Source organism: Streptomyces hypolithicus (assembly GCF_052934925.1).
On record NZ_CM128811.1, the window covers coordinates 1,561,427 to 1,583,817 of the forward strand.

The 22,391-nt window shown below is 69.0% G+C and carries 21 protein-coding genes and 2 pseudogenes; 8 read left to right on the forward strand and 15 right to left on the reverse strand.

Translation table 11 applies throughout. The annotated features are described in order from the left end of the window. Positions 1 to 7: 7 nt before the first annotated feature. The 3 genes from pta to pyk all read left to right on the forward strand — a co-directional run bounded on the left by pta (position 8) and on the right by pyk (position 4,838). Complete coding sequence (pta, locus tag ACU6WZ_RS07105) at positions 8 to 2,083, forward strand: phosphate acetyltransferase (RefSeq protein ID WP_447032264.1); 2,076 nt, start codon at positions 8 to 10, stop codon at positions 2,081 to 2,083. Beyond that, the gene (locus tag ACU6WZ_RS07110; RefSeq protein WP_447032265.1) at positions 2,080 to 3,336 is read left to right on the forward strand and encodes an acetate kinase; all 1,257 of its coding nucleotides are present in this window, start codon (positions 2,080 to 2,082) and stop codon (positions 3,334 to 3,336) included. The genes pta and ACU6WZ_RS07110 overlap by 4 nt, the downstream gene beginning before the upstream one ends. Before the next feature lie 74 nt (positions 3,337 to 3,410). Next, complete coding sequence (gene pyk / locus ACU6WZ_RS07115; protein WP_447032266.1) at positions 3,411 to 4,838, forward strand: pyruvate kinase; 1,428 nt, start codon at positions 3,411 to 3,413, stop codon at positions 4,836 to 4,838. Positions 4,839 to 5,048: 210 nt separating this feature from the next. On the opposite strand, the pseudogene ACU6WZ_RS07120 reads toward pyk, so the two are convergent. After that, positions 5,049 to 5,348, reverse strand: a pseudogene (locus tag ACU6WZ_RS07120) (ATP-binding protein); the annotation flags it as partial. A 79-nt stretch (positions 5,349 to 5,427) separates the two neighbouring features. On the opposite strand from ACU6WZ_RS07120, the gene ACU6WZ_RS07125 reads away from it, so the two are divergent. Further along, positions 5,428 to 5,868: a helix-turn-helix domain-containing protein gene (locus ACU6WZ_RS07125; protein WP_447032267.1), complete on the forward strand. Its 441-nt coding sequence runs from the start codon at positions 5,428 to 5,430 to the stop codon at positions 5,866 to 5,868. 145 nt (positions 5,869 to 6,013) lie between these two features. Here ACU6WZ_RS07125 and ACU6WZ_RS07130 read toward each other — a convergent pair whose 3' ends face one another. The 4 genes from ACU6WZ_RS07130 to ACU6WZ_RS07145 all read right to left on the reverse strand — a co-directional run bounded on the left by ACU6WZ_RS07130 (position 6,014) and on the right by ACU6WZ_RS07145 (position 10,306). Then, entirely contained in the window at positions 6,014 to 7,411 is a 1,398-nt protein-coding gene (locus tag ACU6WZ_RS07130; protein ID WP_447032268.1) for an MSCRAMM family adhesin, read from the reverse strand. Beyond that, on the reverse strand, positions 7,401 to 7,985 hold the full coding sequence (locus tag ACU6WZ_RS07135) for a DUF6114 domain-containing protein (protein WP_447032269.1): 585 nt from the start codon (positions 7,983 to 7,985) through the stop codon (positions 7,401 to 7,403). The genes ACU6WZ_RS07130 and ACU6WZ_RS07135 overlap by 11 nt, the downstream gene beginning before the upstream one ends. Before the next feature lie 97 nt (positions 7,986 to 8,082). Beyond that, positions 8,083 to 8,715: a DUF6230 family protein gene (locus ACU6WZ_RS07140; protein WP_447032270.1), complete on the reverse strand. Its 633-nt coding sequence runs from the start codon at positions 8,713 to 8,715 to the stop codon at positions 8,083 to 8,085. 598 nt (positions 8,716 to 9,313) lie between these two features. After that, positions 9,314 to 10,306, reverse strand: coding sequence for a tetratricopeptide repeat protein (locus tag ACU6WZ_RS07145; RefSeq protein WP_447032271.1), 993 nt, complete (start codon positions 10,304 to 10,306; stop codon positions 9,314 to 9,316). 293 nt (positions 10,307 to 10,599) lie between these two features. Here ACU6WZ_RS07145 and ACU6WZ_RS07150 point away from each other — a divergent pair, with 293 nt between their 5' ends. Both ACU6WZ_RS07150 and ACU6WZ_RS07155 read left to right on the forward strand, forming a co-directional pair. After that, entirely contained in the window at positions 10,600 to 11,256 is a 657-nt protein-coding gene (locus ACU6WZ_RS07150) for a TetR/AcrR family transcriptional regulator (protein ID WP_447032272.1), read from the forward strand. Positions 11,257 to 11,289: 33 nt separating this feature from the next. Continuing rightward, positions 11,290 to 11,490 (forward strand): hypothetical protein, encoded by a 201-nt coding sequence (locus ACU6WZ_RS07155; protein WP_447032273.1) that lies wholly within the window; start codon positions 11,290 to 11,292, stop codon positions 11,488 to 11,490. A gap of 74 nt (positions 11,491 to 11,564) precedes the next feature. On the opposite strand, the gene icmA is transcribed toward ACU6WZ_RS07155, so the two are convergent. The 3 genes from icmA to ACU6WZ_RS07170 all read right to left on the reverse strand — a co-directional run bounded on the left by icmA (position 11,565) and on the right by ACU6WZ_RS07170 (position 14,254). Then, positions 11,565 to 13,265, reverse strand: a complete 1,701-nt coding sequence (gene icmA / locus ACU6WZ_RS07160; protein ID WP_447032274.1) for a coenzyme B12-dependent isobutyryl-CoA mutase large subunit — start codon at positions 13,263 to 13,265, stop codon at positions 11,565 to 11,567. An 86-nt stretch (positions 13,266 to 13,351) separates the two neighbouring features. Beyond that, positions 13,352 to 13,678, reverse strand: a complete 327-nt coding sequence (locus tag ACU6WZ_RS07165) for a DUF3817 domain-containing protein (RefSeq protein ID WP_447032275.1) — start codon at positions 13,676 to 13,678, stop codon at positions 13,352 to 13,354. A 66-nt stretch (positions 13,679 to 13,744) separates the two neighbouring features. Beyond that, the gene (locus ACU6WZ_RS07170) at positions 13,745 to 14,254 is read right to left on the reverse strand and encodes a MarR family winged helix-turn-helix transcriptional regulator (protein ID WP_447032276.1); all 510 of its coding nucleotides are present in this window, start codon (positions 14,252 to 14,254) and stop codon (positions 13,745 to 13,747) included. Positions 14,255 to 14,423: 169 nt separating this feature from the next. Here ACU6WZ_RS07170 and ACU6WZ_RS07175 point away from each other — a divergent pair, with 169 nt between their 5' ends. After that, positions 14,424 to 15,473, forward strand: a complete 1,050-nt coding sequence (locus ACU6WZ_RS07175; RefSeq protein ID WP_447032277.1) for a glycoside hydrolase family 6 protein — start codon at positions 14,424 to 14,426, stop codon at positions 15,471 to 15,473. A gap of 22 nt (positions 15,474 to 15,495) precedes the next feature. On the opposite strand, the gene glxA is transcribed toward ACU6WZ_RS07175, so the two are convergent. The 4 genes from glxA to ACU6WZ_RS07195 form a co-directional block, all read right to left on the reverse strand. Continuing rightward, the gene (gene glxA / locus ACU6WZ_RS07180; protein WP_447032278.1) at positions 15,496 to 17,454 is read right to left on the reverse strand and encodes a radical copper oxidase GlxA; all 1,959 of its coding nucleotides are present in this window, start codon (positions 17,452 to 17,454) and stop codon (positions 15,496 to 15,498) included. 3 nt (positions 17,455 to 17,457) lie between these two features. Continuing rightward, positions 17,458 to 19,227: a glycosyltransferase family 2 protein gene (locus ACU6WZ_RS07185; RefSeq protein ID WP_447032279.1), complete on the reverse strand. Its 1,770-nt coding sequence runs from the start codon at positions 19,225 to 19,227 to the stop codon at positions 17,458 to 17,460. A 234-nt stretch (positions 19,228 to 19,461) separates the two neighbouring features. Continuing rightward, complete coding sequence (locus ACU6WZ_RS07190; protein ID WP_447032280.1) at positions 19,462 to 19,755, reverse strand: MTH1187 family thiamine-binding protein; 294 nt, start codon at positions 19,753 to 19,755, stop codon at positions 19,462 to 19,464. Further along, positions 19,752 to 20,096, reverse strand: coding sequence for a DUF3817 domain-containing protein (locus ACU6WZ_RS07195; RefSeq protein ID WP_447032281.1), 345 nt, complete (start codon positions 20,094 to 20,096; stop codon positions 19,752 to 19,754). Before ACU6WZ_RS07195 ends, ACU6WZ_RS07190 begins: the two co-directional genes overlap by 4 nt. 133 nt (positions 20,097 to 20,229) lie before the next feature. Here ACU6WZ_RS07195 and ACU6WZ_RS07200 point away from each other — a divergent pair. Further along, positions 20,230 to 20,376: pseudogene (locus tag ACU6WZ_RS07200) on the forward strand (AIM24 family protein); the annotation flags it as partial. Positions 20,377 to 20,380: 4 nt separating this feature from the next. Here ACU6WZ_RS07200 and ACU6WZ_RS07205 read toward each other — a convergent pair. The 3 genes from ACU6WZ_RS07205 to ACU6WZ_RS07215 are packed head-to-tail and all read right to left on the reverse strand — an operon-like array spanning position 20,381 to position 22,316. Further along, positions 20,381 to 21,685 (reverse strand): transposase, encoded by a 1,305-nt coding sequence (locus ACU6WZ_RS07205; protein ID WP_447032282.1) that lies wholly within the window; start codon positions 21,683 to 21,685, stop codon positions 20,381 to 20,383. Between the two features lie 29 nt (positions 21,686 to 21,714). Beyond that, positions 21,715 to 22,155: a recombinase family protein gene (locus ACU6WZ_RS07210; protein ID WP_447033908.1), complete on the reverse strand. Its 441-nt coding sequence runs from the start codon at positions 22,153 to 22,155 to the stop codon at positions 21,715 to 21,717. Beyond that, entirely contained in the window at positions 22,104 to 22,316 is a 213-nt protein-coding gene (locus tag ACU6WZ_RS07215) for a hypothetical protein (protein ID WP_447032283.1), read from the reverse strand. The genes ACU6WZ_RS07210 and ACU6WZ_RS07215 overlap by 52 nt, the downstream gene beginning before the upstream one ends. Between the last annotated feature and the right edge of the window lie 75 nt (positions 22,317 to 22,391).

Below are 22,391 nucleotides of genomic sequence, written 5' to 3' on the forward strand. Positions count from 1 at the left end.
ACCACGCGTGACGCGCAGCGTGTACGTGACCGGGATCGACCGGGGAGACGGCCGGCAGGTCATCGAACTGGGAGTCATGGAACTCCTGACGCGCCAGGTAGACCGGGTGGGTGTCTTCCGCCCCCTGGTGCACGACGGGCCGGACCGGCTCTTCGACCTGCTGCGCGCCCGCTACCGGCTGTCCCAGGACCCCGCGTCCGGGTATGGCATGGACTACCACGAGGCGTCGGTCATCCAGGCCGAGCAGGGCACCGATGAGCTGGTCTCCCGGATCGTCGAGCGCTTCCTCAAGGTGGCGCGGGACTACGAGGTCGTCCTCGTCCTCGGCACGGACTTCGCCGCCACCCAGCTCCCCGACGAACTCGCCCTCAACGCCCGCCTCGCCAACGAGTTCGGCGCCTCGGTGATCCCGGTGGTCGGTGGCAGGAAGCAGCTCGCCGAGTCGGTGCGCGCCGAGACCCGCAACGCCTACCGGGCGTACGAGGCCCTGGGCTGCGATGTGCTCGCAGTGGCCGTCAACCGGGTCGCCCCGATGGACCGTGCACAGATCGCCGAGCGCCTGGAGACCCGCCTCCCCGTCCCCTGCTACGTGCTGCCCGACGAGCCCGCGCTGTCCGCCCCCACCGTCGCCCAGATCACCCAGGCCCTGGGCGGCACGGTGGTGCTCGGCGACGAAGCGGGCCTCGCGCGCGACGCGCTGGACTTCGTTTTCGGCGGCGCGATGCTGCCGAACTTCCTGAACGCCCTGACCCCCGGCTGCCTCGTCGTCACCCCCGGCGACCGCGCCGATCTGGTGGTGGGGGCACTGGCCGCGCACAGCGCCGGGACCCCGCCCATAGCCGGCGTCGTACTCACCCTCGACGAGCGCCCCGGCGACGAGGTGCTCACCCTGGCCGCGCGCCTCGCGCCCGGCACCCCCGTGATCTCGGTGGCCGGCGGCTCCTTCCCCACCGCGGGTGAGCTCTTCGCCCTGGAGGGCAAGCTGAACGCGGCCACCCCCCGCAAGGCGGAGACCGCGCTCGGCCTCTTCGAGCGGTACGTCGACACCGCCGACCTGCTGGCCCGGATGGCGGTGGCCCGCAGCGGCCGCGTCACGCCGATGATGTTCGAGCACGACCTCCTGGAGCAGGCCCGCGCCGACCGGCGCCGCGTCGTGCTGCCCGAGGGCGCCGAGGAGCGCGTACTGCGCGCGGCCGACGTACTGCTGCGGCGCGACGTGTGCGACCTGACGCTGCTCGGCGATGTCGACGTACTGCGCAAGAAGGCCGCCGACCTGGGCATCGACCTGACCCGGACGCAGCTCATCGACCCGCAGACCTCGGAGCTGCGGGCCCGCTTCGCCGAGTCGTACGCGAGGCTCCGCGCCCACAAGGGCGTCAGCGTCGAGCTGGCGCACGACGTGGTGGCCGACGCCAACTACTTCGGCACGATGATGGTCCACGAGGGCCTGGCCGACGGCATGGTGTCCGGATCGGTGCACTCCACGGCCGCGACCATCCGTCCCGCCTTCGAGATCATCAAGACCAAGAAGGACGCGAAGATCGTCTCCTCGGTCTTCTTCATGCTGCTCGCCGACCGGGTGCTGGTGTACGGCGACTGCGCGGTCAATCCGGACCCGGACGCCGTCCAGCTCGCGGACATCGCCGTCCAGTCGGCGGGCACGGCCGCGAAGTTCGGCGTCACGCCCCGGCTGGCGATGCTCTCGTACTCCACGGGCAGCTCGGGCTCGGGCGCCGACGTCGACAAGGTCCGCGAGGCCACCGAGCTGGTGCGGGGCAGCCGCCCCGACCTGCTGGTCGAGGGTCCGATCCAGTACGACGCGGCCGTCGAGCCGTCGGTCGCCGCCACCAAGCTGCCCGGCTCCGAGGTCGCGGGCCAGGCGACGGTGCTGATCTTCCCCGACCTGAACACCGGCAACAACACCTACAAGGCCGTGCAGCGCTCGGCCGGCGCCGTGGCGGTGGGCCCGGTCCTCCAGGGCCTGAACAAGCCGGTCAACGACCTGTCGCGCGGCGCCCTGGTGCAGGACATCGTCAACACGGTCGCCATCACCGCGATCCAGGCACAGGGCGGGACCGAATGAACGCCCACTCGCCCACCTCCTCGACTGCAGAAAGCCCCGCACCCGTGACTGCTGCCACGCGCGTCCTCGTCCTCAACTCCGGTTCCTCTTCGGTGAAGTATCAACTCCTCGACATGAGCGACAGCTCGCGCCTGGCGGCCGGTCTGGTCGAGCGGATCGGCGAGGAGACCTCGCGCCTGGTGCACACCCCGCTCGCCCACGGCACCGACCGGCGCGAGCACACCGCGCCGATCGCCGACCACGAGGCCGCGCTGAAAGCCGTCGCCGAGGAGCTGTCCCGGGACGGACTCGGCCTCGACTCGCCGGAACTGGCGGCGATCGGCCACCGGGTGGTGCACGGCGGCCTGAGGTTCTCCGCGCCGACCGTGATCGACGACGAGGTTCTGGCGGAGATCGAGCGGCTCGTGCCGGTCGCCCCGCTGCACAACCCGGCGAACATCACCGGCATCCGCACCGCCCGGGCGCTGCGCCCCGACCTGCCGCAGGTCGCCGTCTTCGACACCGCGTTCCACACCACGATTCCGGAGTCCGCCGCCCGCTACGCCATCGACGTCGAGACCGCCGACGCGCACCGCATCCGCCGCTACGGCTTCCACGGCACGTCGCACGCGTTCGTCTCCCGCGAGACGGCGAAGCTGCTCGGCAAGGACCCGTCGGATGTCAACGTCATCGTGCTGCACCTCGGCAACGGCGCCTCGGCGTCCGCGGTCCGGGGCGGGGAGTGCGTCGAGACCTCGATGGGCCTGACCCCCTTGGAGGGGCTGGTCATGGGTACGCGCTCCGGTGACATCGACCCTGCGGTGGTTTTCCACCTCAAGCGGGTGGCGAAAATGACCGACGACGAGATCGACGTACTGCTGAACAAGAAGAGCGGACTCATCGGACTGTGCGGCGACAACGACATGCGGGAGATCCGCCGCCGCATTGACGAGGGCGACCGGCAGGCGCTGCTCGCCTTCGAGATCTACATCCACCGGCTCAAGAAATACATCGGCGCTTACTACGCCGTTCTGGGGCGGGTCGACGCGGTGGTGTTCACCGCGGGCGTGGGCGAGAACGCGGCGCCCGTGCGGGCGGCCGCGATCACCGGCCTGGAGGAGCTGGGCCTGGCGGTGGACGCGGATCTCAACGCGGTACGGGCGGACTCGGCGCGGCTGATCTCGCCCGGATACGCCCGGGTCGCGGTGGCCGTCGTACCCACGGACGAGGAGCTGGAAATCGCCCGCCAGACCTATGCGTTGGTTCTCTCCTGAGCGGCGCCCCGCCCATTTGTACATTCCACCAGACGGAATATTCCGCAGGGAAACAAACCGATAGGATCCGCCTCATGCGCCGTTCCAAAATCGTATGCACACTGGGCCCCGCCGTCGACTCGTATGAGCAGCTGAAAGCGCTCATCGAGGCCGGTATGAACGTGGCCCGATTCAACATGAGCCACGGAACCCACGCGGAGCACGAGGAGCGGTACGTCCGCGTCCGCAAGGCCGCCGAGGACACCGGCCACGCGGTCGGCGTGCTCGCCGATCTCCAGGGCCCCAAGATCCGACTCGAAACATTCGCCGAGGGCCCCGTCGAGCTGGTCCGCGGCGACGAGTTCATCATCACCGCCGAGGACGTCCCCGGAGACAAATCCATCTGCGGCACCACGTACAAGGGCCTGCCCGGTGACGTCACCAAGGGCGACCCGATCCTGATCAACGACGGCAACGTCGAGCTCAAGGTCACCTCCGTCGAGGGCCCCCAGGTCCACACCATCGTCATTGAGGGCGGTGTGATCTCCGACCACAAGGGCATCAACCTGCCCGGCGCGGCGGTCAACGTCCCGGCCCTGTCCGAGAAGGACATCGACGACCTGCGCTTCGCGCTCCGGATGGGCTGCGACCTGGTCGCCCTGTCCTTCGTGCGCGACGCCGAAGACGTCAAGGACGTCCACAAGGTGATGGACGAGGTGGGCCGCCGGGTCCCCGTCATCGCCAAGGTCGAGAAGCCGCAGGCCGTCGAGCACATGGAGGGCGTCGTCGCGGCGTTCGACGGTGTGATGGTGGCGCGCGGCGACCTGGCCGTCGAGTACCCGCTCGAAAAAGTCCCGATGGTGCAGAAGCGGCTCATCGAGCTGTGCCGCCGCAACGCCAAGCCGGTGATTGTCGCGACCCAGATGATGGAGTCGATGATCACCAACTCCCGCCCCACGCGCGCCGAGGCGTCCGACGTCGCCAACGCGATCCTGGACGGGGCCGACGCGGTCATGCTGTCGGCGGAGTCCTCGGTCGGGGCGTACCCGATCGAGACGGTCAAGACGATGTCGAAGATCGTCGTGGCGGCCGAGGAGGAACTCCTCTCCAAGGGCCTCCAGCCGCTGGTCCCCGGCAAGAAGCCGCGTACCCAGGGCGGTTCGGTGGCCCGCGCCGCCGCCGAGATCGCCGACTTCCTGAACGGCAAGGCGCTGGTCGCCTTCACCAAGTCCGGCGACACGGCCCGCCGCCTCTCCCGCTACCGCGCGGCCCAGCCGATCCTGGCCTTCACCACCGAGTCCGGCACCCGCAACCAGCTCACCCTGAGCTGGGGCGTCGAGTCCTTCGTGGTCCCGCACGTCGACAACACCGACGCGATGGTCGACCTGGTCGACGCGGAGCTCCTCAAGCTCCAGCGCTACAACAACGGTGACACGATGGTCATCACCGCGGGCTCGCCCCCCGGCGTCCCCGGCACCACGAACATGGTCCGGGTCCACCACCTGGGCGGCGAACACGCCTGACGCGTACGTCATTGCCGGCCCCGTGGGCCGCACCCGTGGGCCGCACCCTCCGCACGGGGGTGCGGCCCACACCCACATCTCACGCCGCCCCCAGGGCGCACATGGCCCACACCGTCTTGCGTACGGCCGCTCGGCCACACCCCACCCCAGCGCGAGTGCCTGTACGAGCACCATGCCGCGCCCGCTCTCAAAGTCGTCGGCGGGCATGCAGGGGCGCGGCGACGGACGGCGGTCGGCGCAGGCGTCGGAGACCTCGATACGCAGGGCGGCGGGCCGGCCGGGCACCACTGCGACGCACAGCAGGAAGTCCCGGCCGGGCGTCCGACAGTGCGCGACCGCGTTGGCGGCGAGCTCGGAGACGACGAGCGCGGCGACGTCGACGGCGTCAGGGGCGCATCCCCATTCACCGAGCTGCTGGGCGGCGGTGACACGGGCGAGATGGGCACCTCGGCGGGTGGAACTGAAGAGCTGGGTGAACTCACGCTTCGGCTCGGCAATTCGCTCGGTCATGGGACCAGCATCGGTGCGTACGGCTACGATCACCAGGAGTAACAGTTTTCGGGGAACGAGAGCGAAAACGGGGGCAAAGGTGCCCGCACCAAAGGAACTTGACCCGACCACTTCTCTGACCGCCCTGCACGGCGCGAAGCTGCGCAAGCTGCGCCTGCGCGCGGGGTGGACCCAGCGGGAGCTGGGCGACAAGATCCCGATCGCCCACAGCCGCATCGCCCAGTTCGAACTCGGCAACGAAACACCGCCGAAGAACATCTCCGACGCGCTGGACGCCGTAGTGGGCGCGGACGGCGACCTGTCCGACCTGTGGGCGCACGTGAAGCGGACGCCGATTCCGGACTGGGCGCGGAAGTACCTGACCTCGGAGCCACAGGCCAGCAAGATCCTGAAGTACATGGCGCACACCGTGCCCGGCCTCCTCTCACTCCCCTGGTTGGCCTGCGTAAGGAGTGTCAGCGCCGGGCGAGTCTGCGCTCGCCGCCGGCGCCGCTTTCGTACGGAAGGTCGTAGTGCGTGAAGATCGCTGCCTCGTCCTCGGCAGGCAACACCCCACTCGTCCGCCCTGCGGCGCGGCGAGGAGAGGGGAGAAACATGGGCGTGCCCGCATCCTCGGCAAGGATGCGGGCACGTCGGTGACGCGGCTCCCGGATGGGTACGTGGGTTCAGCTGTTGGGGCCGGTGTAGAAGTTGTGCAGGCCCGGGACCTTGAGGGTGCCGCCGAACTGGCCGGCCTGGGTCACCGTGACGTCCGTGAACATGGCGATCGGTACGTTCAGCGGCGGCGGGGTCTCGGGACTGAACGTGATCGGGATGAGGCCGAAGAGGTTGCCCTTCAGCTTCTCCGTGTACATGGTGACCGTGCCTTCGCGCAGCGTCGAGGTGGAACCTTTTGAAGCCCGCACGTGAGCTGTGGTGCCGTTCGGGCCGACGACCTTCTGATGGAGGTCCTTGATGTCGGTTTCCCTGGTGGTGAACTTCAGGACCTTCTTGATCTTGCCGCTGCCGGTCCTGACCTCGACGATGCCCTTGTAGTCGAGCCCGCGCAGGGTGAGCTTCGAGCTCTCCAGGATCCACGGGTCGTCCGGCAGGTCCGGGATGCCCTGTTCCAGGTCGGCGGCGGCGAGCGCCTCCGGGGCGGCGGTCGGGCAGGGGAAGGGCTTCTTGCCGCCGGCGTCGTCGGCCGGGTCGTCGGCCTTGCCTTCGGCGGCGTCGTCCGCGGCGCCGTCCGCCGCGTCGTCAGCGGCGCCCTTGGCGTCGTCGTCCAACTCCTCGACCGTCGCGCCCGCCTTGTCCGCCGCTTCCCTGATGGCGTCCTTGGTCCTGTCGGCGGGCTTGTCGGCGGGCTCGTCGGCAGGCTTGCCCGCCGTGTCGCCCGCCGGGTTGTCGGCGGGGTCCTCAGCCTTGTCGGACGTGTCCATGTCCGGCTTGGCGGTCGAGGTCTCGCTGTCTGAGGGGTCCGGCTCGGGGGACAACGTCTCCTTGTCCGGGCCGTCGAGGAGGTCCTTGACCGCGTCGCCCACACCCAGCGGATCGAGCGGGTTCTTCGTCTCGCTCTCGCTCGGCGACGGCTCCGGGTCGGCGGTACGGCCCGCCTCCGGCTCCTTGGTGGGCTCGGTCGCCGGCTCCGTCGTCGGCTCGGTGGCCGGCTCGGAACTGCTCTCGTCCGCCGAAGGCGTCTCGTCCGGCTCCGGCGTCTCGGCCGGGGTGTCCGGCGTGGCGCTCGGGCTCTCGGTGGGCGACGGGGAGGTGCCCGAGGACGGGATGTCCGAGGGTTCGGGCGACTTCGACGCGGAAGCGTCCGGTTCGGGCGTGTCCGAGCGGGTTACGCAGGGGCCCGGCGCGAAGGGGTTCGTCACCTGATCGTCGGCGAGCGCCAGCTTCGGGGTGAGCCCCATCCCAACGAACACCGCCGTCGGCATCGCGGCCAGGGCCATCGCCTTGCCCGCGGGTATCTGCAGCTTCGTCAGGAGCGACTTCTTGGGGGCCGCGTGGCGCGGACCGATTCTTTCGCGGGTCCGGTCGCCCCGGGCCGCAGTCAGCTCCGCCTCGTCACCCCGCACTGTTCCTCCCGCCGTTGGCGTCAACAGATGTGTCGGTTGCGTACGTGCCGCCCTCTTCGTACGGGGCGTGCGGTGTGTGGGGATCGGCGTGGGGACCGGCGTACGGCTCCGCGTGCCGATCCGCGTCCCGGCCGGCGTACGGCTCGGCGCCCACGGGCGGGTTCTGGCCGGCCGCGTCCGGACTGGCCGACACCCAGGAGATGGACAGGGCTCCGCCGATCAGCGCCATCAGGAAGCCGACCATGAAGCCGCCCAGATTGGACACGGGGATCGACACGAGGGCCAGCAGAATCGACGCGACACCCGCGAACACCCGGACGATGTGGTGGTACCACATCGTCAGACCGAGCGTGACGAGCAGTACGCCGATGATCAGCGACCCCGCTCCCGCAGTGGTGGCCATGGCCATCGTGAGGTGGCCGATCTTGATTTCGGCGTACGGAAGCCACGCGATCGGCACGCCGCCCAAAATGGTGAGCAGGCCCGCCCAGAACGGCCGGCCGCCCCGCCAGGCACGGAAACGCAGCCGCCAGTAGTGGACATCGCGGCTCGGGACCGAGGACTCGGCGCTCATGGAAAACAGCTCCCTGGAACCGGTGTTGCTGTGCAGAGATGAGGGAGAGGGAGCGGGCGGGACAGCGTGTCACGCGCCCCGCCCGCAGAGGGAGTGCTTAGTAGCACTCCTTGACGCCCTTGTGCAGCTTCATGCTCAGACCACTGAGCTTGAAAGTGCCGGCCGTGGTGGCCCAGGCCTTCTGCTTCACGTTGGTCAGCACAGCCGAGTCGGCCTGCTGCGAGAAGCCGTACGGGTTGGCCCGCGTGCCCGGCTGGATACCCGGACCCTTGGTGGCCTTGCCCGCCGCCACACCGATGTCGATGTTCTTGAACGTGGCGTCGGCGCCGAGCTCCTCGACATCCAGGTACAGGTTCTCGGCCTTGACCGGAGTACCGCCCCCACCAGCGGTCAGCTGGAGGGAGATGTTGCCGAAGATCGGGACGTTGGGCGTCACGACCGACTGGCACATCTTGGTGATCTCGGCGGTCTTGAACGCCGACACGGCGACCGGGTGGGCAGCCTTGTTGCCCTCAAGGTCGGTGCCTTCGGCCATTCCGCCGTACTGGAAGAAGCCCTTACCCGCAAGCTTCTCCGCGCTGACCTTGAAGCTCTGGCCGGAAACGCTGAACGACGCCGCCAGCGCACCCTGTGCCAGGGCGACGCCTATCGCGGCCGTCGCGGCCACGCTGGGCACCATGACGACGGCGAACCGCTTCCATCTGGTACCGCCACGAACTGCAGACTCCATGACTTTCCTCCTTCTCGGACGTACATCTCCAGGACGGGCGTCAGCCCGCAGTGGGATGGGAGAAGTGCTACGTCCTCGGGAAGGGGAGCGCCCGTATCGGAGGCGCGAACGACATCCGAAACACCGGCGATCACCCCCGAGCGACAACCACTGGCCACGCATTCGCGCAACCTGCTGGACAGGCACCGCCGTTCGGCAGAGACCCCCCTGTCCACGACCGGCGTCAACGGACACCGGCCCACTCGGTGGGGACCCAGGGGACCGCGGCACCGAATGGCTGTCGGGCTGGTGCGGTGTTGGACCGAGCGAGGCCGATCGTGGTGCATTCACCGCCGGGGCACAAGGGGGTTCGTTACTCGCTAGTAACGGGCCGATAACCGAAGCGCGACCGCCCGGCATCGGGGTGCCACATACGGTGCCGCCACGTGATCGGAAAAAAGCTGTGATTGCCGCCCAGAAAAGGGCAGATGGGCTCGATTGGCTTACTGCAAGTAACAGCGGCCGCCATTACCAAGTTTTGGTAAAGGGCGGCCGCCTCGTGTCACTGAGTCGCCAAATCTACGGTGACGCCCCGTGGTGTCCCCAGGGGCGTCACCGGTCAGAACAGCACCCTCGCCAGGGCAGTACGCGCCGACGCCACCCGGGGGTCGTCGCCACCGATCACCTCGAAGAGCTCAAGGAGCCGCACCCGCGCGGCATTACGGTCGTCACCGGCTGTACGGCGCACCGTGTCGACCAGACGCCCGAAGGCGTCCTCGACATGTCCGCCGACCAGATCCAGGTCGGCCGCGGCGATCTGCGCGGCAACATCGGCCGGGCTCTCGGCAGCCGCCTTGTGGACCTGCTGCGGATCAACACCCTGGACGCGCGCGAGCAGTTCGGCCTGCGCGAGCCCGAGGGTGGCCTCGGTGTTGCCGGGGTCGTCGGCCAGTACGTTCTTGTACGCCTGGGCCGCACCGCCGAAGTCGTTGGCATCCAGCGCCCGTACGGCCGCTTCGAGCAACGCGTCGTACGGCCCCGGAGGCTCCTCGGCGTCGTCACCGACACCGACGCCGACGCCGTCACCGGCGCCCGGCTCAGGGGCGACGGCGATGCCGGTCAGGCCGAAGCGCTCCTCCGCGACCTGCACGAGCTGGTCCAGCGTCTCGCGGATCTGCGACTCGGGGGCAGCGCCCTGGAAGAGGGGCAGCGCCTGTCCGGCGACCACCGCGAAGACCGCCGGAATCCCCTGGATCCCGAACTGCTGCATCAGCATCTGGTTGGCGTCGACGTCCACCTTGGCGAGGACGAAACGGCCGTTGTACTGGACGGCGAGGCGCTCGAGAAGCGGGCCGAGCTGCTTGCACGGCTCGCACCATTCGGCCCAGAAGTCGATGACGACCGGGACTTCGGCGGAGCGCTGGAGTACATCGAGCTCAAAACCGGCCTCGTCGACATCGATCACCAGGCTCGACGGGGCCACGGCCGCGCCGCCGCCACCGTCTCCGGAGGCTTCGGAGCGCGCCTGCTCCGCCTTCTGCCGGGCTTCGCCGGCCGCCTTCACCGCGGCGAGGTCGACGACGCCACTCATGGACATGTTCCTAGGCTGCATGCGTACATCCTCCCCCTTTCGCGCGCGGTAGAGAAAAGCCGGTCGCCCGTCCGGCGGTCCCGCTGGATTGCGGGGCGTACGGAGGGCACGGCCCAAGTTCGTTCACGGCCCCGAGGGGCCGGTGTTCGGCGCGGGGTCCCCACCCTGCGCCGGCGGCTGTCGCGCGGTTGTCGCTCAGTGACCGCTCTTTCGCTACGGGTCGTAGCGTAACTGGAAGGCCCGCGCTCCCGGCCGCCGGATTCCGTGATCTCCCTCACGGTGGCGCCGCACCTACTGGCCGGTATGGTCACGCCATGCCCCCCAGCATCACGCCCCCCGCCCCCGCCCCTCCCTCCCGCACCGGCCGTCCGCGCAACGCCGAGGCCGACGCGGCGATCCTGGAGGCGACCCGGGCGGCGCTGGTGGAACTGGGCTGGTCGAAGCTGTCCATGGGCGATGTGGCGAACAGGGCCGGGGTCGCGAAGACCACGCTGTACCGGCGCTGGGCGAGCAAGAACGAACTGGTCGTCGACGCGGTGGCCGTCCTCTTCGACGAGCTGCAACTGCCGGACCGGGGAAGCCTGGTGGCCGACATCGAGGGTGTGGTGCTGCAGTTCGCGGCGCTGCTGGGGCGGCCCGAGACGAAGACGGCGCTGATGGCCGTGGTCGCGGAGTCGACGCGGGACGAGGCGCTTGGCGCGCGGATCCGCTCCGCGATCGTCGACCGCCAGAAGCGGCTGGTGCTGCTGGGGCGGGAGCGTGCGCAGGCCCGCGGCGAGCTGCCGTACGAGGAGGATCCCGCGCAGGCGGCCCGTAACGCGGACCTGATCTTCGACGTCATCGCGGGCGCGGTCGTCCACCGGGCGCTGGTGAGCGCGGAACCGGTGGACGCGCAGTGGGCGAGCAGCTTCTCGGCCCTGCTGGTGAGCGGCCTGACGGCGAGCCCGGGGCCGGGCATCACCGGTTCGTAGGAGGGGCGGGCGCCGGCGCGAGAGGATGTCCCTGTGATTAACCGCATCAGCACGCTGATCTCGGTCCTCAGCCTCATCCCCGCCGCGCTCCTCCTCCTCTTCGGCGTCCGCGAGTACCGGGCGGGAGGGTCCGTCGCGTGGGTCGGGTTCGGGGCTCTCCTCATACTCAGCGGCGTAGTCGTGCTCATCCGGGACATCCGCGCGCTGCGCAGGACGCAGGCGCGCACCACGTAGACGTACGGGTAGACGCAGGGGTGGCCCGGCCGAATGCAACCGGGCCACCCCTGCGCCACGCCATCCTCTCGGGATCAGAACCCCGGCGGCTCCGTGTAGACCCCCCACTCGTCCCGCAGTACGCCGCAGATCTCGCCCAGCGTCGCTTCCGCCCGTACCGCAGTGAGCATCGGCTCGATCATGTTCGAGCCGTCGCGCGCCGAGGCCAGCATCGCTGCCAGCGACTCCCGCACCTTCGTCTCGTCGCGGGCCGCCTTGCGGTCGGTCAGTGTGCTGACCTGTACGCGCTCCACCTCGTGGCTGACGCGCAGGATCTCCAGGTCGCCCGTCACCGAGCCGTGCAGGCAGTTCACGCCGACGACCCGCTTGTCGCCCTTCTCCACCGACCGCTGGTACTGGAACGCCGACTCCGCGATCTCGCCGGTGAACCAGCCGTCCTCGATCCCGCGCAGGATGCCGGACGTGATGGGCCCGATCGGGTGCCGGCCGTCGGGGTGCGCCCGCAGGCCGCGCTCCCTTATCTGGTCGAAGATCTTCTCCGCGTCGGCCTCGATACGGTCCGTCAGCTGCTCGATGTACCAGGAGCCGCCCAGCGGGTCCGCCACGTTGGCGACGCCCGTCTCCTCCATCAGCACCTGCTGGGTACGCAGCGCGATCTCCGCCGCCTGCTCGCTCGGCAGGGCCAGCGTCTCGTCCAGGGCGTTGGTGTGCAGGGAGTTGGTACCGCCGAGGACTGCCGCCAGGGCCTCCACCGCCGTACGCACCACGTTGTTGTACGGCTGCTGCGCGGTCAGCGAGACGCCGGCGGTCTGGGTGTGGAAGCGCAGCCACTGCGCCTTGTCCGTCTGCGCGCCGTACTCCTCCTTCATCCACCGCGCCCAGATCCTGCGCGCCGCGCGGAACTTGGCGATCTCCTCGAAGAAGTCGACGTGCGCGTCGAAGAAGAAGGACAGGCCGGGCGCGAAGGTGTCGACGTCCAGGCCCCGGCTGAGGCCCAGCTCGACGTATCCGAAACCGTCCGCGAGCGTGTACGCCAACTCCTGCGCGGCCGTCGCTCCCGCCTCGCGGATGTGGTAGCCGGAGACCGACAGCGGCTTGTACGCGGGGATGGAGCTCGCGCAGTGCTCCATGAGGTCGCCGATCAGACGCAGGTGCGGCTCGGGCTGGAAGAGCCACTCCTTCTGCGCGATGTACTCCTTGAAGATGTCGGTCTGGAGCGTGCCGTTCAGCACGGCGGGGTCGATGCCCTGGCGCTCCGCCGCGACGAGGTACATGCAGAAGACGGGGACGGCCGGGCCGCTGATCGTCATCGACGTGGTGACGTCACCGAGGGGGATGTCCTTGAAGAGGACCTCCATGTCGGCGGCGGAGTCGATGGCGACACCGCAGTGCCCGACCTCGCCGAGCGCCTTCGGCTCGTCCGAGTCGCGGCCCATCAGGGTCGGCATGTCGAAGGCGACGGACAGCCCGCCGCCGCCGTTGGCCAGGATCATCTTGTAGCGCTCGTTGGTCTGCTCGGCATTGCCGAAGCCGGCGAACTGCCGAATGGTCCAGGTGCGGCCGCGGTAGCCGGTCGCGTACAGCCCACGCGTGAAGGGGTACTCCCCCGGCCAGCCGATCCGCTCGAATCCCTCGTACGTGTCGCCGGGCCGCGGCCCGTACACGGGGTCCACGGAGTCTCCGGAGAGCGTGGTGAAGTCCGCGTCTCGCTTGCGGGCCTTGTCGTAGCGGGCCTGCCAGCGGCGGCGGCCTTCCTCGATCGCTTCAGCGTCCATACCTCGAATTTACTAGGACGTCCTAGTAAATGTCGATGGCTGACCGCCACGAGCATCCTCGCGGCGGTGTGGGCCTCGGGGCAGCCCTAAAGACCGACCGTCACCGGGCGGGCGTCCGTGATCAGCGAGCGGGCCTCGCGGGTGACCTTCGGCTCGACAAAGAAGGAGGCGAAGGGGATGCAGCCGGCCGCCAGCACCCACAGCAGCTTGCCGAACGGCCACTTCGCCTTGCTGCCGAGATCGAAGGCGAAGACGACGTAGATGATGAACAACACACCGTGGATCTGCGAGATCAGCATGGTGTCGCCGACGTCGAATCCGTACTTCGCGACGATCGCCGCGGTGAACACCAGCAGCCAGACGGCGGTGATGTACGCCATCACCCGGTATCGGGACAGCACATTCGACTTCATGGCGTCGAGCCTAACGGGGCACAAGGGGCGATATTCGCGCGGGTCACCCGCCCGGCGTCACCCCTGCTATTTATCGTCGAAATCGCGCGCGGCCACCCGCAGCGGCCGCATCATCGCGAAGATCTCGCCGCACTCCTCCGCGTCGTACGCGCCGAGCCCGAAGTCCATCGCCATCAGGTCCCGCGTCGCCGCCTCCACCACCTCGCGGCCCACTTCGGTGATCGACGCGAGCGTGCCCCGGCCGTCGTTCGGGTTCGGGCGCTTGTCGACCAGGCCGGATCTCACCAGGCGGTCGACGGTGTTCGTCACCGATGTCGGGTGGACCATCAGCCGCTCGCCGATCTTGGACATCGGCAGCTCGCCCTCCTTGGAGAAGGTGAGCAGCACCAGCGCCTCGTAACGCGCGAAGGTCAGCCCGTACGGCTTGACGACGGCGTCGACCTCGGCGAGCAGGATCTGGTGCGCCCGCATGATCGAGGTGATCGCGGCCATCGAGGGGACGGGTCCCCAGCGCTGCTGCCAGAGCTCGTCGGCTCTGGAGATGGGATCGAAGGGGAGGCTGAGCGGCTTCGGCACGCCGTCGACCCTACCGGCCGGTCATATCGTGAACATCACCGTCTCGCACTTCGGTCCCGCCGCCGCCCCCGCGAGTGCCCCCGCCGGTGTCGCACAGCGGTACGAGGTGATCGTTATGCAACGATTGCCCGGTTCGTACCCGCCCAGTCGATCCGTTCAAGGGGGCTGGATGTCCGGCCGCATGCCGACCCGTACGCTCACCGCCGCAGTGGTCGCGGCCCTGCTCGCGCTCGCCTCCGCGGGCTGCTCATCCGGCAGCTCCGGGCCGGAGGCGGGCACGCCGGGGCGGGGGGAAGAGCCCGCCGCCGCGGCGAGCGAGGCCGGGGCCCGGGTCGGCAACGCGTCGCCGTTCTGGGTGGACCCGGAAAGCGACGCCGCCCGCCAGGTCGCGACCTGGGAGGAGCAGGGGCGCGGCGCGGACGCCGAGGAGCTGCGGCGTATCGCCGACCGGCCCGTCGCCGACTGGCCGGACGCCGACGACCCCGCGCCCGCCATCAAGAGCGCGGTGAAGGGTGCGGCGGGCGACGGCAAGACCGTGGTACTCGTCGCGTACAACATTCCGCACCGTGACTGCGGCCAGCACTCCGCCGGCGGGGCCGCCGACGCCGGCGCGTACCGCAACTGGATCGATACGTTCGCGGCGAGCATCGGTGACGCCCCGGCCATCGTGGTCCTGGAGCCGGACGCGGTGGCGCACATCGTCGACGGCTGCACCCCGCCGGAGAATCACGACGAGCGCACCGCGCTGCTCTCCGAGGCCGTCGACCGGCTGAAGCGCCAGCCGAAGACGAAGGTGTACCTGGACGCCGGGAATCCGGCCTGGATCGACGACCCGGCCAAGCTCGTCGAGCCGCTCAAGCGGTCGGGAGTCGACCGGGCCGACGGCATCTCGCTCAATGTCTCCAACTTCGAGAAGGACGAGACGGTCCGGGCGTTCGGCGGCACGCTGTCAGGGCTGCTGGGCGGCGCCCACTACGTGATCGACAGCAGCCGCAACGGCAACGGCCCGTTGTCCGGCGGCCGCCGGGACGCGTGGTGCAATCCGCCGGACCGCGCCCTCGGTACGCCGCCCAGCGACCGCGCCCAGGACCCGCTGCTCGACGCGTTCCTGTGGATCAAGCGCCCCGGCGACTCCGACGGCCAGTGCCGGGGCGGCCCGGCGGCGGGCACCTGGTGGCCGGACTACGCCCTGGGCCTGGCCCGCCGCGCGAAGTCGTAACGGAGACCGCGCCGGAGGGGCCTCACTCACCCACGTGGATCCACTTCGCCTTCGACGGCGTCCCCTGCACGTCCGTGACGAAGAGCATGTAGTAGCCGGGCGGCACCAGCGACTTGTCGTCCGGCACCTCGAACGTCACCTTGCCCTTGCCCTTCTTCACGCCCAGCTCGATCGAACGCTGCTCCACGTCCGTGGTGTGGGTGACCGCGCTCGGCCGCATCAGCCGGGCCCGTTCGATCCGCTCCGGGTGCTTGGTCTCGTACGTAGCCCGCCCGTTCGCCGCCAGCTCGCGCGGACCCGCCCCCAGCACCGGACGCATCGCCGTGTCCCGGAAGAGGTACGGCGGCGTGTAGATCTCCATGCGCTGCTCGAACTTGCCGAGCTTGGTGTTGTCCTTGTCTCCGAAGAGCGAGTCCGAGCCGAACGTGACGACCCGCCCGTCGGGCAGGAGCAGCGCCTCGGAGTGGTAGTTGCGGCCCACCGTCGGCGCGGCGGCTTCCTTGAAGGCGTTGGTCTTGGGGTCGTAGAACTGCGCCTTGAGGACGTTACTGGCGCCGCGCCCGCGATAGTCCCTGGAGCCGCCGCTGGTGAAGACCGAGTCGTCCGGCATGATGACGCTGTTCAAGTACCTTGTGCCTTGCGGGAGTTCGGGGCCCGTCTTGAACGCGGGGCTCTTCTCGTTCAGGTCGATGATCGCCGTACGCCCGGTCGCCTTGTCGGACTCGCCGACTCCGCCGCCGCCGAGGATCATCACCTTCTGGTCCTGGGCCGGCGGCAGCACCAGGGAGGCCGAGGTCTCGGTCTGGTCCTTGTCGCTGAGCCCGTCGACCTTCTTGAAGGTGTTCTTCTCCAGGTCCCAGATGCCCGGCTCACGGCCCTTGTCGGCCGGGCCGTAGCCGGCGTTCGAACCGGGGTAGAAGATCTTGTTGCCCTTGGTGAGGAAGAGCGCGGGGTACGTCGGGAAGTACCGGAAGGGCGCCTTCGACCACTTCTTCGTCTTCGGGTTGTAGTACTCGTTGTCGCCCGGCAGGATCGCGCCGACGTCGTCGAGACCGGAGACGGCGAGCACCCTGCCGTCTTCGAGCGTCACCAGCGTCGGGTACCAGCGGGCCTCCTTCATCGGGTCGACCGGGATGTACTTCTCGGCCTTCGGGTCGAATTCGTACGCCGCCTTGATCCCCTGGAAGTCCTGCTTGTCCATGGTGAGGCCCGCCGCGATGCCGTACGCGTTGTCGGCGTCCTTGCCGGTCAGCCCCTCGATCTCGTACTGCGCGGACTCCTTGACGATGGACTGCTGCCCCTCCTTGGCGGCCTCGACGAAGACCCGCGTCTCGGAGGCGGTGACCTTCGTCTTCCAGGGCAGCATGCGCCCGCTCTTGGCGTACGAGACCTTGAAGCCGCGCTTGGCCTTCGGCACGGTCACATCGAACTTCGAGACGTACACGACGCCCGACGGCGAGCGGAAACGGGTGCCCTTCTTGAACGTGATGGGCTTGTCGGGGTTCTCGTTCTTCACCCGCATCCCGCCGCCGGCCCGCATGACCTCGTCGCCGAGCACCTCGTAGCGGGCGGTGCCGCCGGCCACCAGCAGCCGCCCGTCGGGGAGCTGCGCGTGACCGGCGCAGAAGAAGTCCTCGGGGGTCGGCACCAGCTCGAACGAGTCGTCCGCCGGGTCCCACAGGACGGTGTCGAAGGACCCTTCGTCGAACTTGGCCTGCTCGTTGCCGGAGCCCGCGATGATCAGCACCTTGCCGGTGTGCAGCAGCGCCGCGTGGATCGCGTTCGTCCGGTACTTCTCGGGGATGTCGACCGTGTTCCACGATCCGTACTCCGCCTTGTAGGCGGGCTGGGCGATCTTGTACGCGTGGTACTTCTCCTCGGCGAAAGAGAGCGCGGCCGGGGCGTTGAGCCCGGCGAGCACCACGACCGCGCCGCTGCCCAGCAGCGTCTTCTTGAACTTCTTCGTCGGCCGGTAAGCCATGGATCAGTTCCCTCCGGTCGTCGTGACGAGCGCGGGCTCCGGCTCCTCGCCCGGTGCGGCGCTGCTGGGCCTGCCGACCGGCGCCGTCTCCCTGGCGGCGGCCCGCTCCCGCAGCAGGGTGAAGCACCACACAGCGACCGGGGACAGCGCGATGACCAGAGCGAGCACCGCCCAGGTGCGCATCGCCGCGTGGGTGTGACCGAAGTGGAAGGAAGCCGCGAAGGAGCTGACGAGGACCGCCACCCAGAACAGGTGGATGCGGAACGTCATGAGCCGGTCGGGGCTCGCCTGGCCGCCCTTGGGGGTGACCACGAACCTGCCACGGGTACGCAGCACGGCCGAGCCCAGCGACTTGGCGTAGATCGGCGCGCAGAGCGCGGACATCGCCATGCCGGCGAGCCCGCCGGAGCCCTCCGGTTCGTGCGGCGAGACGTTGTGTCGCCGGTTCCACAGGTACAGCCCGATCTGGAGCGCCGCCGCGTCGCTGTAGAGCATCAGCCAGACTGACGAGGACACCTGGGTGCCGGACGCCCCGAACCACAGGAACAGCACGCAGCTGAGGATGCCGAGCAGCCAGTTGACGGCGGTCATCGGGTAGTAGACGAGCATCAGGGTGTACGTGAGGAGCCGGCCGGGCGGCACCCGGAAGGGCGCCTTCCAGTACTGCTTGAACAGCGTCTCGTACGTCCCGCGCGACCAGCGCAGCTGCTGGGTGAAGAAGTCAGTCCAGGAGGCGGGCCCCTCACCGACGGCCAGCACATCGGGGGTGTAGACGGACCGCCAGAAACGCCCGGTCCTCGGGTTGCGCCTGCGGTGCAGCTCGAAGCCGGTGGCCATGTCCTCGGTGATCGAGTCGTACAGGCCGCCGACCTGCCTGAGGGCGCTCACTCGCACGACGTTGTTGGTGCCGACGAACATGGGGGCGCCGTAGCGGTTGCCGGCCCGCTGGATCAGGGCGTGGAAGAGGAACTGCTGCGACTCGGCGGCCTTGGTGACGCAGGACTCGTAGTTCCCGTACACCTGCGGCCCGACGACGAAGGCGATGTCGGGGTCACGGAAGTAACCGAGCATCCGCTCCAGGAAGTTGACGAGCGGCACGTGGTCGGTGTCGACGGAGGCGAAGAAGTCGTACCCGTTGCCGTGCATGGCGAGCCAGGCGTTGTAGTTGCCGTGCTTGGTCTTCGCCCGGTGCGGGCCCTTGTTGGTGTTCCACTCCGGGATGCCGCGCCGGGTGAAGTGCCGTACCCCGAGTTCCGCGCAGAGCGCCTTCGCGTGCTCGTCGTCGCCCTCGTCGAGGAGCCACACGTCGAGCAGCCCGTCGTGACGCAGCCGCACCGCGCCCTGCAGAGTGGCCCGCACCATCGGAAGCGGTTCCTTGCCGGGAACGTACGTCGTCAGGAACGCGACCCTGGTCCCGGGTTCGGGCTTCACCGGTACGGGGTCCCTGGCGACCATCGTGGCGTGCGCGATCGACACCACGTTGACCAGCATGAAGAACATGATCAGACCGATGGCGGCCAGCATCACCATGTCGAGGTGGACCAGCCAGCGGTCGCCGCCCTCACGCTCGGTCCAGTGAGTGGGCCATACGAGGTAGACGAGCAGGAGAGCCGACAGCACCGGGGCGAGCGTCATCAGCAGCACGGCCCGTATTCGGTGTGGTTCCTGGGCCATCAGGCTCCGGTACTGCACCCGGTACGCGGCGGAGCCCGGCTCCGTCAGCGGCCCGGCGAGCCGGCTGTGGGTGTCGTAGTCGTAGCCTTCCGGCCGCACAGTGCCTCCAGAAGTCGAGAGCGTCCCGATACCCCTACCAAAAGGGACATTTGGCGGCGTGTCGAACCAAGGGCGTCCGAGCGGGCGTTTTTTGCGATTCGGCCCGCACCATCCGGCCCGCGCCTGATCCGGGCCGCGCACGACGGAGCTGACGAAGCCGACGAAGCCCCCGACCACAGTGGCCGGGGGCTTCGTCATGAAGGCTGTGAAGCGGGGTCGTGTCGTAGAGCGGGATCAGGCGCTCAGATGGCGCTCGACGGTGTCGACCTTGGAGGTCAGCCCGTCGGTGACTCCAGGCCGGATGTCGGCCTTGAGCACCAGCGACACCCGCGGGGCGCGGGCCTCGACTGCGGCGACGGCGCGCTTGACGACGTCCATGACCTCGTCCCACTCGCCCTCGATGGAGGTGAACATCGCGTCGGTGCGGTTGGGCAGCCCGGACTCGCGGACCACGCGGACCGCGTCGGCGACGTACTCACCGACATCCTCGCCCACGCCCAGGGGGCTGACGGAGAAGGCTACGATCATGCGCCGACCACACCCTGCTTGCGGGCACGGCCCGCGATGACGGCGTCCTCGGCCTCGCGCACCAGGCGGCGGTCGGCGAAGAAGCCGCCGGTTGGCAGGACGGACATCAGGAAGTAGAAGGCGGCGGTCTTCAGCGGCCACTTCGTACGGTTCCAGGCGTCGAGCCAGAACAGGACGTACAGGACGAAGAGCAGCCCGTGGATCGCGCCCATAACGGGGACCGCGTTGAATTCCGTGGTGCGCTTGAGCACCGAGCAGACGAGCAGCAGCAGGAACGAGACCGCCTCGGGTGCGGACACCAGGCGGAGGCGGCGGAGAGCGGAAGCGGTCTTGATGTCCACGGAGGGGCAACCTTCGTCGTCGCGGGAGCTGATTCCCGATCTTGTGAATGTCCGCACAAGCTCGGAGGGCCATTGTGGCAGTTCGCCTCGCGGCCCCTTTATCAGGGTCCTGGGCCGGGTTACCGTGTGTGACGTGGCTCAGTTCCGACTGCAAGGCAGCAAGGTGCTCGCCGTCGACATGTCCGGCGACGCCGTCAAGGCGAAGAACGGCTCGATGGTCGCGTACGACGGCCAGATGGCCTTCAAGAAGATGTCCGGCGGCGGTGAGGGCATGCGCGGCTTCCCTAACGGTCCCCTCCGCCAATGCTGGACTCAATCGCCAGCGGTCGCAGGGTGACCTTGATTTCGACGGGGTCGGGCCGCCAGGCCGGCGCTCCTGGTTCGTCTTTCAGCAGATCCATCGCCGCATCCCAGGCGCCAGAGGCTCGCCACCGGTTCGCCTGCGTCTGGAGCGAGGCGGGATTACCGTACTCGCCGGGCAGATCCTTGAAGCGCACCCCTGTGCGCGCCTTGAGTAGCAGCGCTTCGAGCGTCGGCCGCTTGGGAGCGGCGTCACTGCGCCCCTTCAGCAGCGGCTCGACTCTCCGCCACGCATCGTCGGTCAGTTCGGGTACGAGGCGCTCGCGGGTCGTGAACCAGTCAGTGATCCGACAGGCGACGCCCTGGCGCCTGGGTGCGCAGCGCACGACCTCCGCCCGAAGCTCCAGCAACTGGAGCAGCTCCGCCCGCAGCTCGGGCGTGAGGCCGCCCAGGTCGGTACGAGCAGCTTCGGCCAGGCGCTCGAAGTCCTGGGCTCGACGTGACGCATCTTCGCCGTCGCGCTGCCACGCGACGGCCTCGCCGCGCAGCTTCTCCAGACCCATCAGGTCTTCGTTCAAGGGGCGGATGGCCGCCTCCGCGGCGGCCTCCACCTCCGCGTCACCGAGCCCGCGCGCGGCGGCCTGCCGGGCCGCGACCGCAATGGTCGCGTTAAGCACCTGGGCCTGTTCAGCGATCTGCTGATCAAGCTGAGCGATGCGACTGACGTGGTCGACGTGCTCGCCGGCCCTGGCCCCGATCCAATCCTGAGCCATAGCCTTCAGGCGATCGGCGTCAGCGAGCAGTTCGACCAGGTCTCGCCATACGCTCCCTTCGATGGCGTCAACGTCCAGGGCTGGACACGTACAGCCGCTATCGGAGCCGGCGAACCTCTCCTCCCGCCCCCTGCATCGGTAGTCACTGCCGTAGTGGCGGCGTTTGTGGCCGCGGTAGACGCTGCCGCACGGACTGGTCAGGAGCCCGGAGAGGATGTAAACTCTGCCGTTGCTCCGCGGCCGCTTGGGGGCGGGTTCAGCAGCGTGACGCAGCTCCTGCGCTTCTGCCTTCTCGAAGACCTTCGGCAGCTTGATGATGACCTGCTCGCCGAAGATGAGAGAGCCGTCCGGCCGGCGGGCCGCGTCCTTGCCGCGCCAGATGATGCGGCTGTTCAGTGTCGCTTCGCTGAGCATGACTCGGCGCGCATTCTTACCTGTCCACTGCTTGCCCGTGCGGGTAAGTTGGCCTTCGGCGTTCCAGGCAAGGGCCACTGTCCGCCAGTTGCGCTTGGCCAAGTAGACCTCGCGTCCGCGGCGTAGTGCCTTCACCTCCTTCTCGCAGACGATGTACCGGCCGTCTGCGACGGCCCACCCGAAGGGGATGGTGCCTCCGGGGTACAGACCGTCCTCGGCCTTCTCCTGAATGCCGCCCTGGGTACGCTTGCGGATCGCTCGCGCTCTTTCTCCGCGTAGCTGGCCGCGTCGCGCATGCGCGCTCGGCCCTCGTCGGTGGAGTTATCGAAGTCCCCGTCCACGACGGCGACATACACACCGAGGTCTTCCAGGTCCCAGACCCAGCGCCAGAAGGCGCGGCCGGTGCGGCCGATGGCCCGCCCTTCGTTGACTACCACCATGTCGAAGGGGCGGGGCGTCTTTACCGAGTCGGCCATGAGGCGCTGAAGGTCGGGGCGCTCGTGCGCCTCAAGGCTCCCGCTCAGGCCATCGTCGGCGTAGGTGCCGACGTGCTTCCATCCCTTTTTGGCGATGTACTGGCGATGTACTTGCGAGTGTTCTTGCCGGTGTAGGTGATGCCGTAGCCCTTGGCCTGCTCCTCTGTGGACACTCGGAGGTAGTCCACAGCACGCAGTGTGTCGACGCGTACGGCCCTGCCCGCGGTCTTGATCGCGGACATGAGAGTCTTGGTCATGTCAGTCCTTTCGTGACTGGCCAGACCCCGGGGCGTTGGCGCGCTGCCGGGGTCACCCATGCGGGCACGATCTTA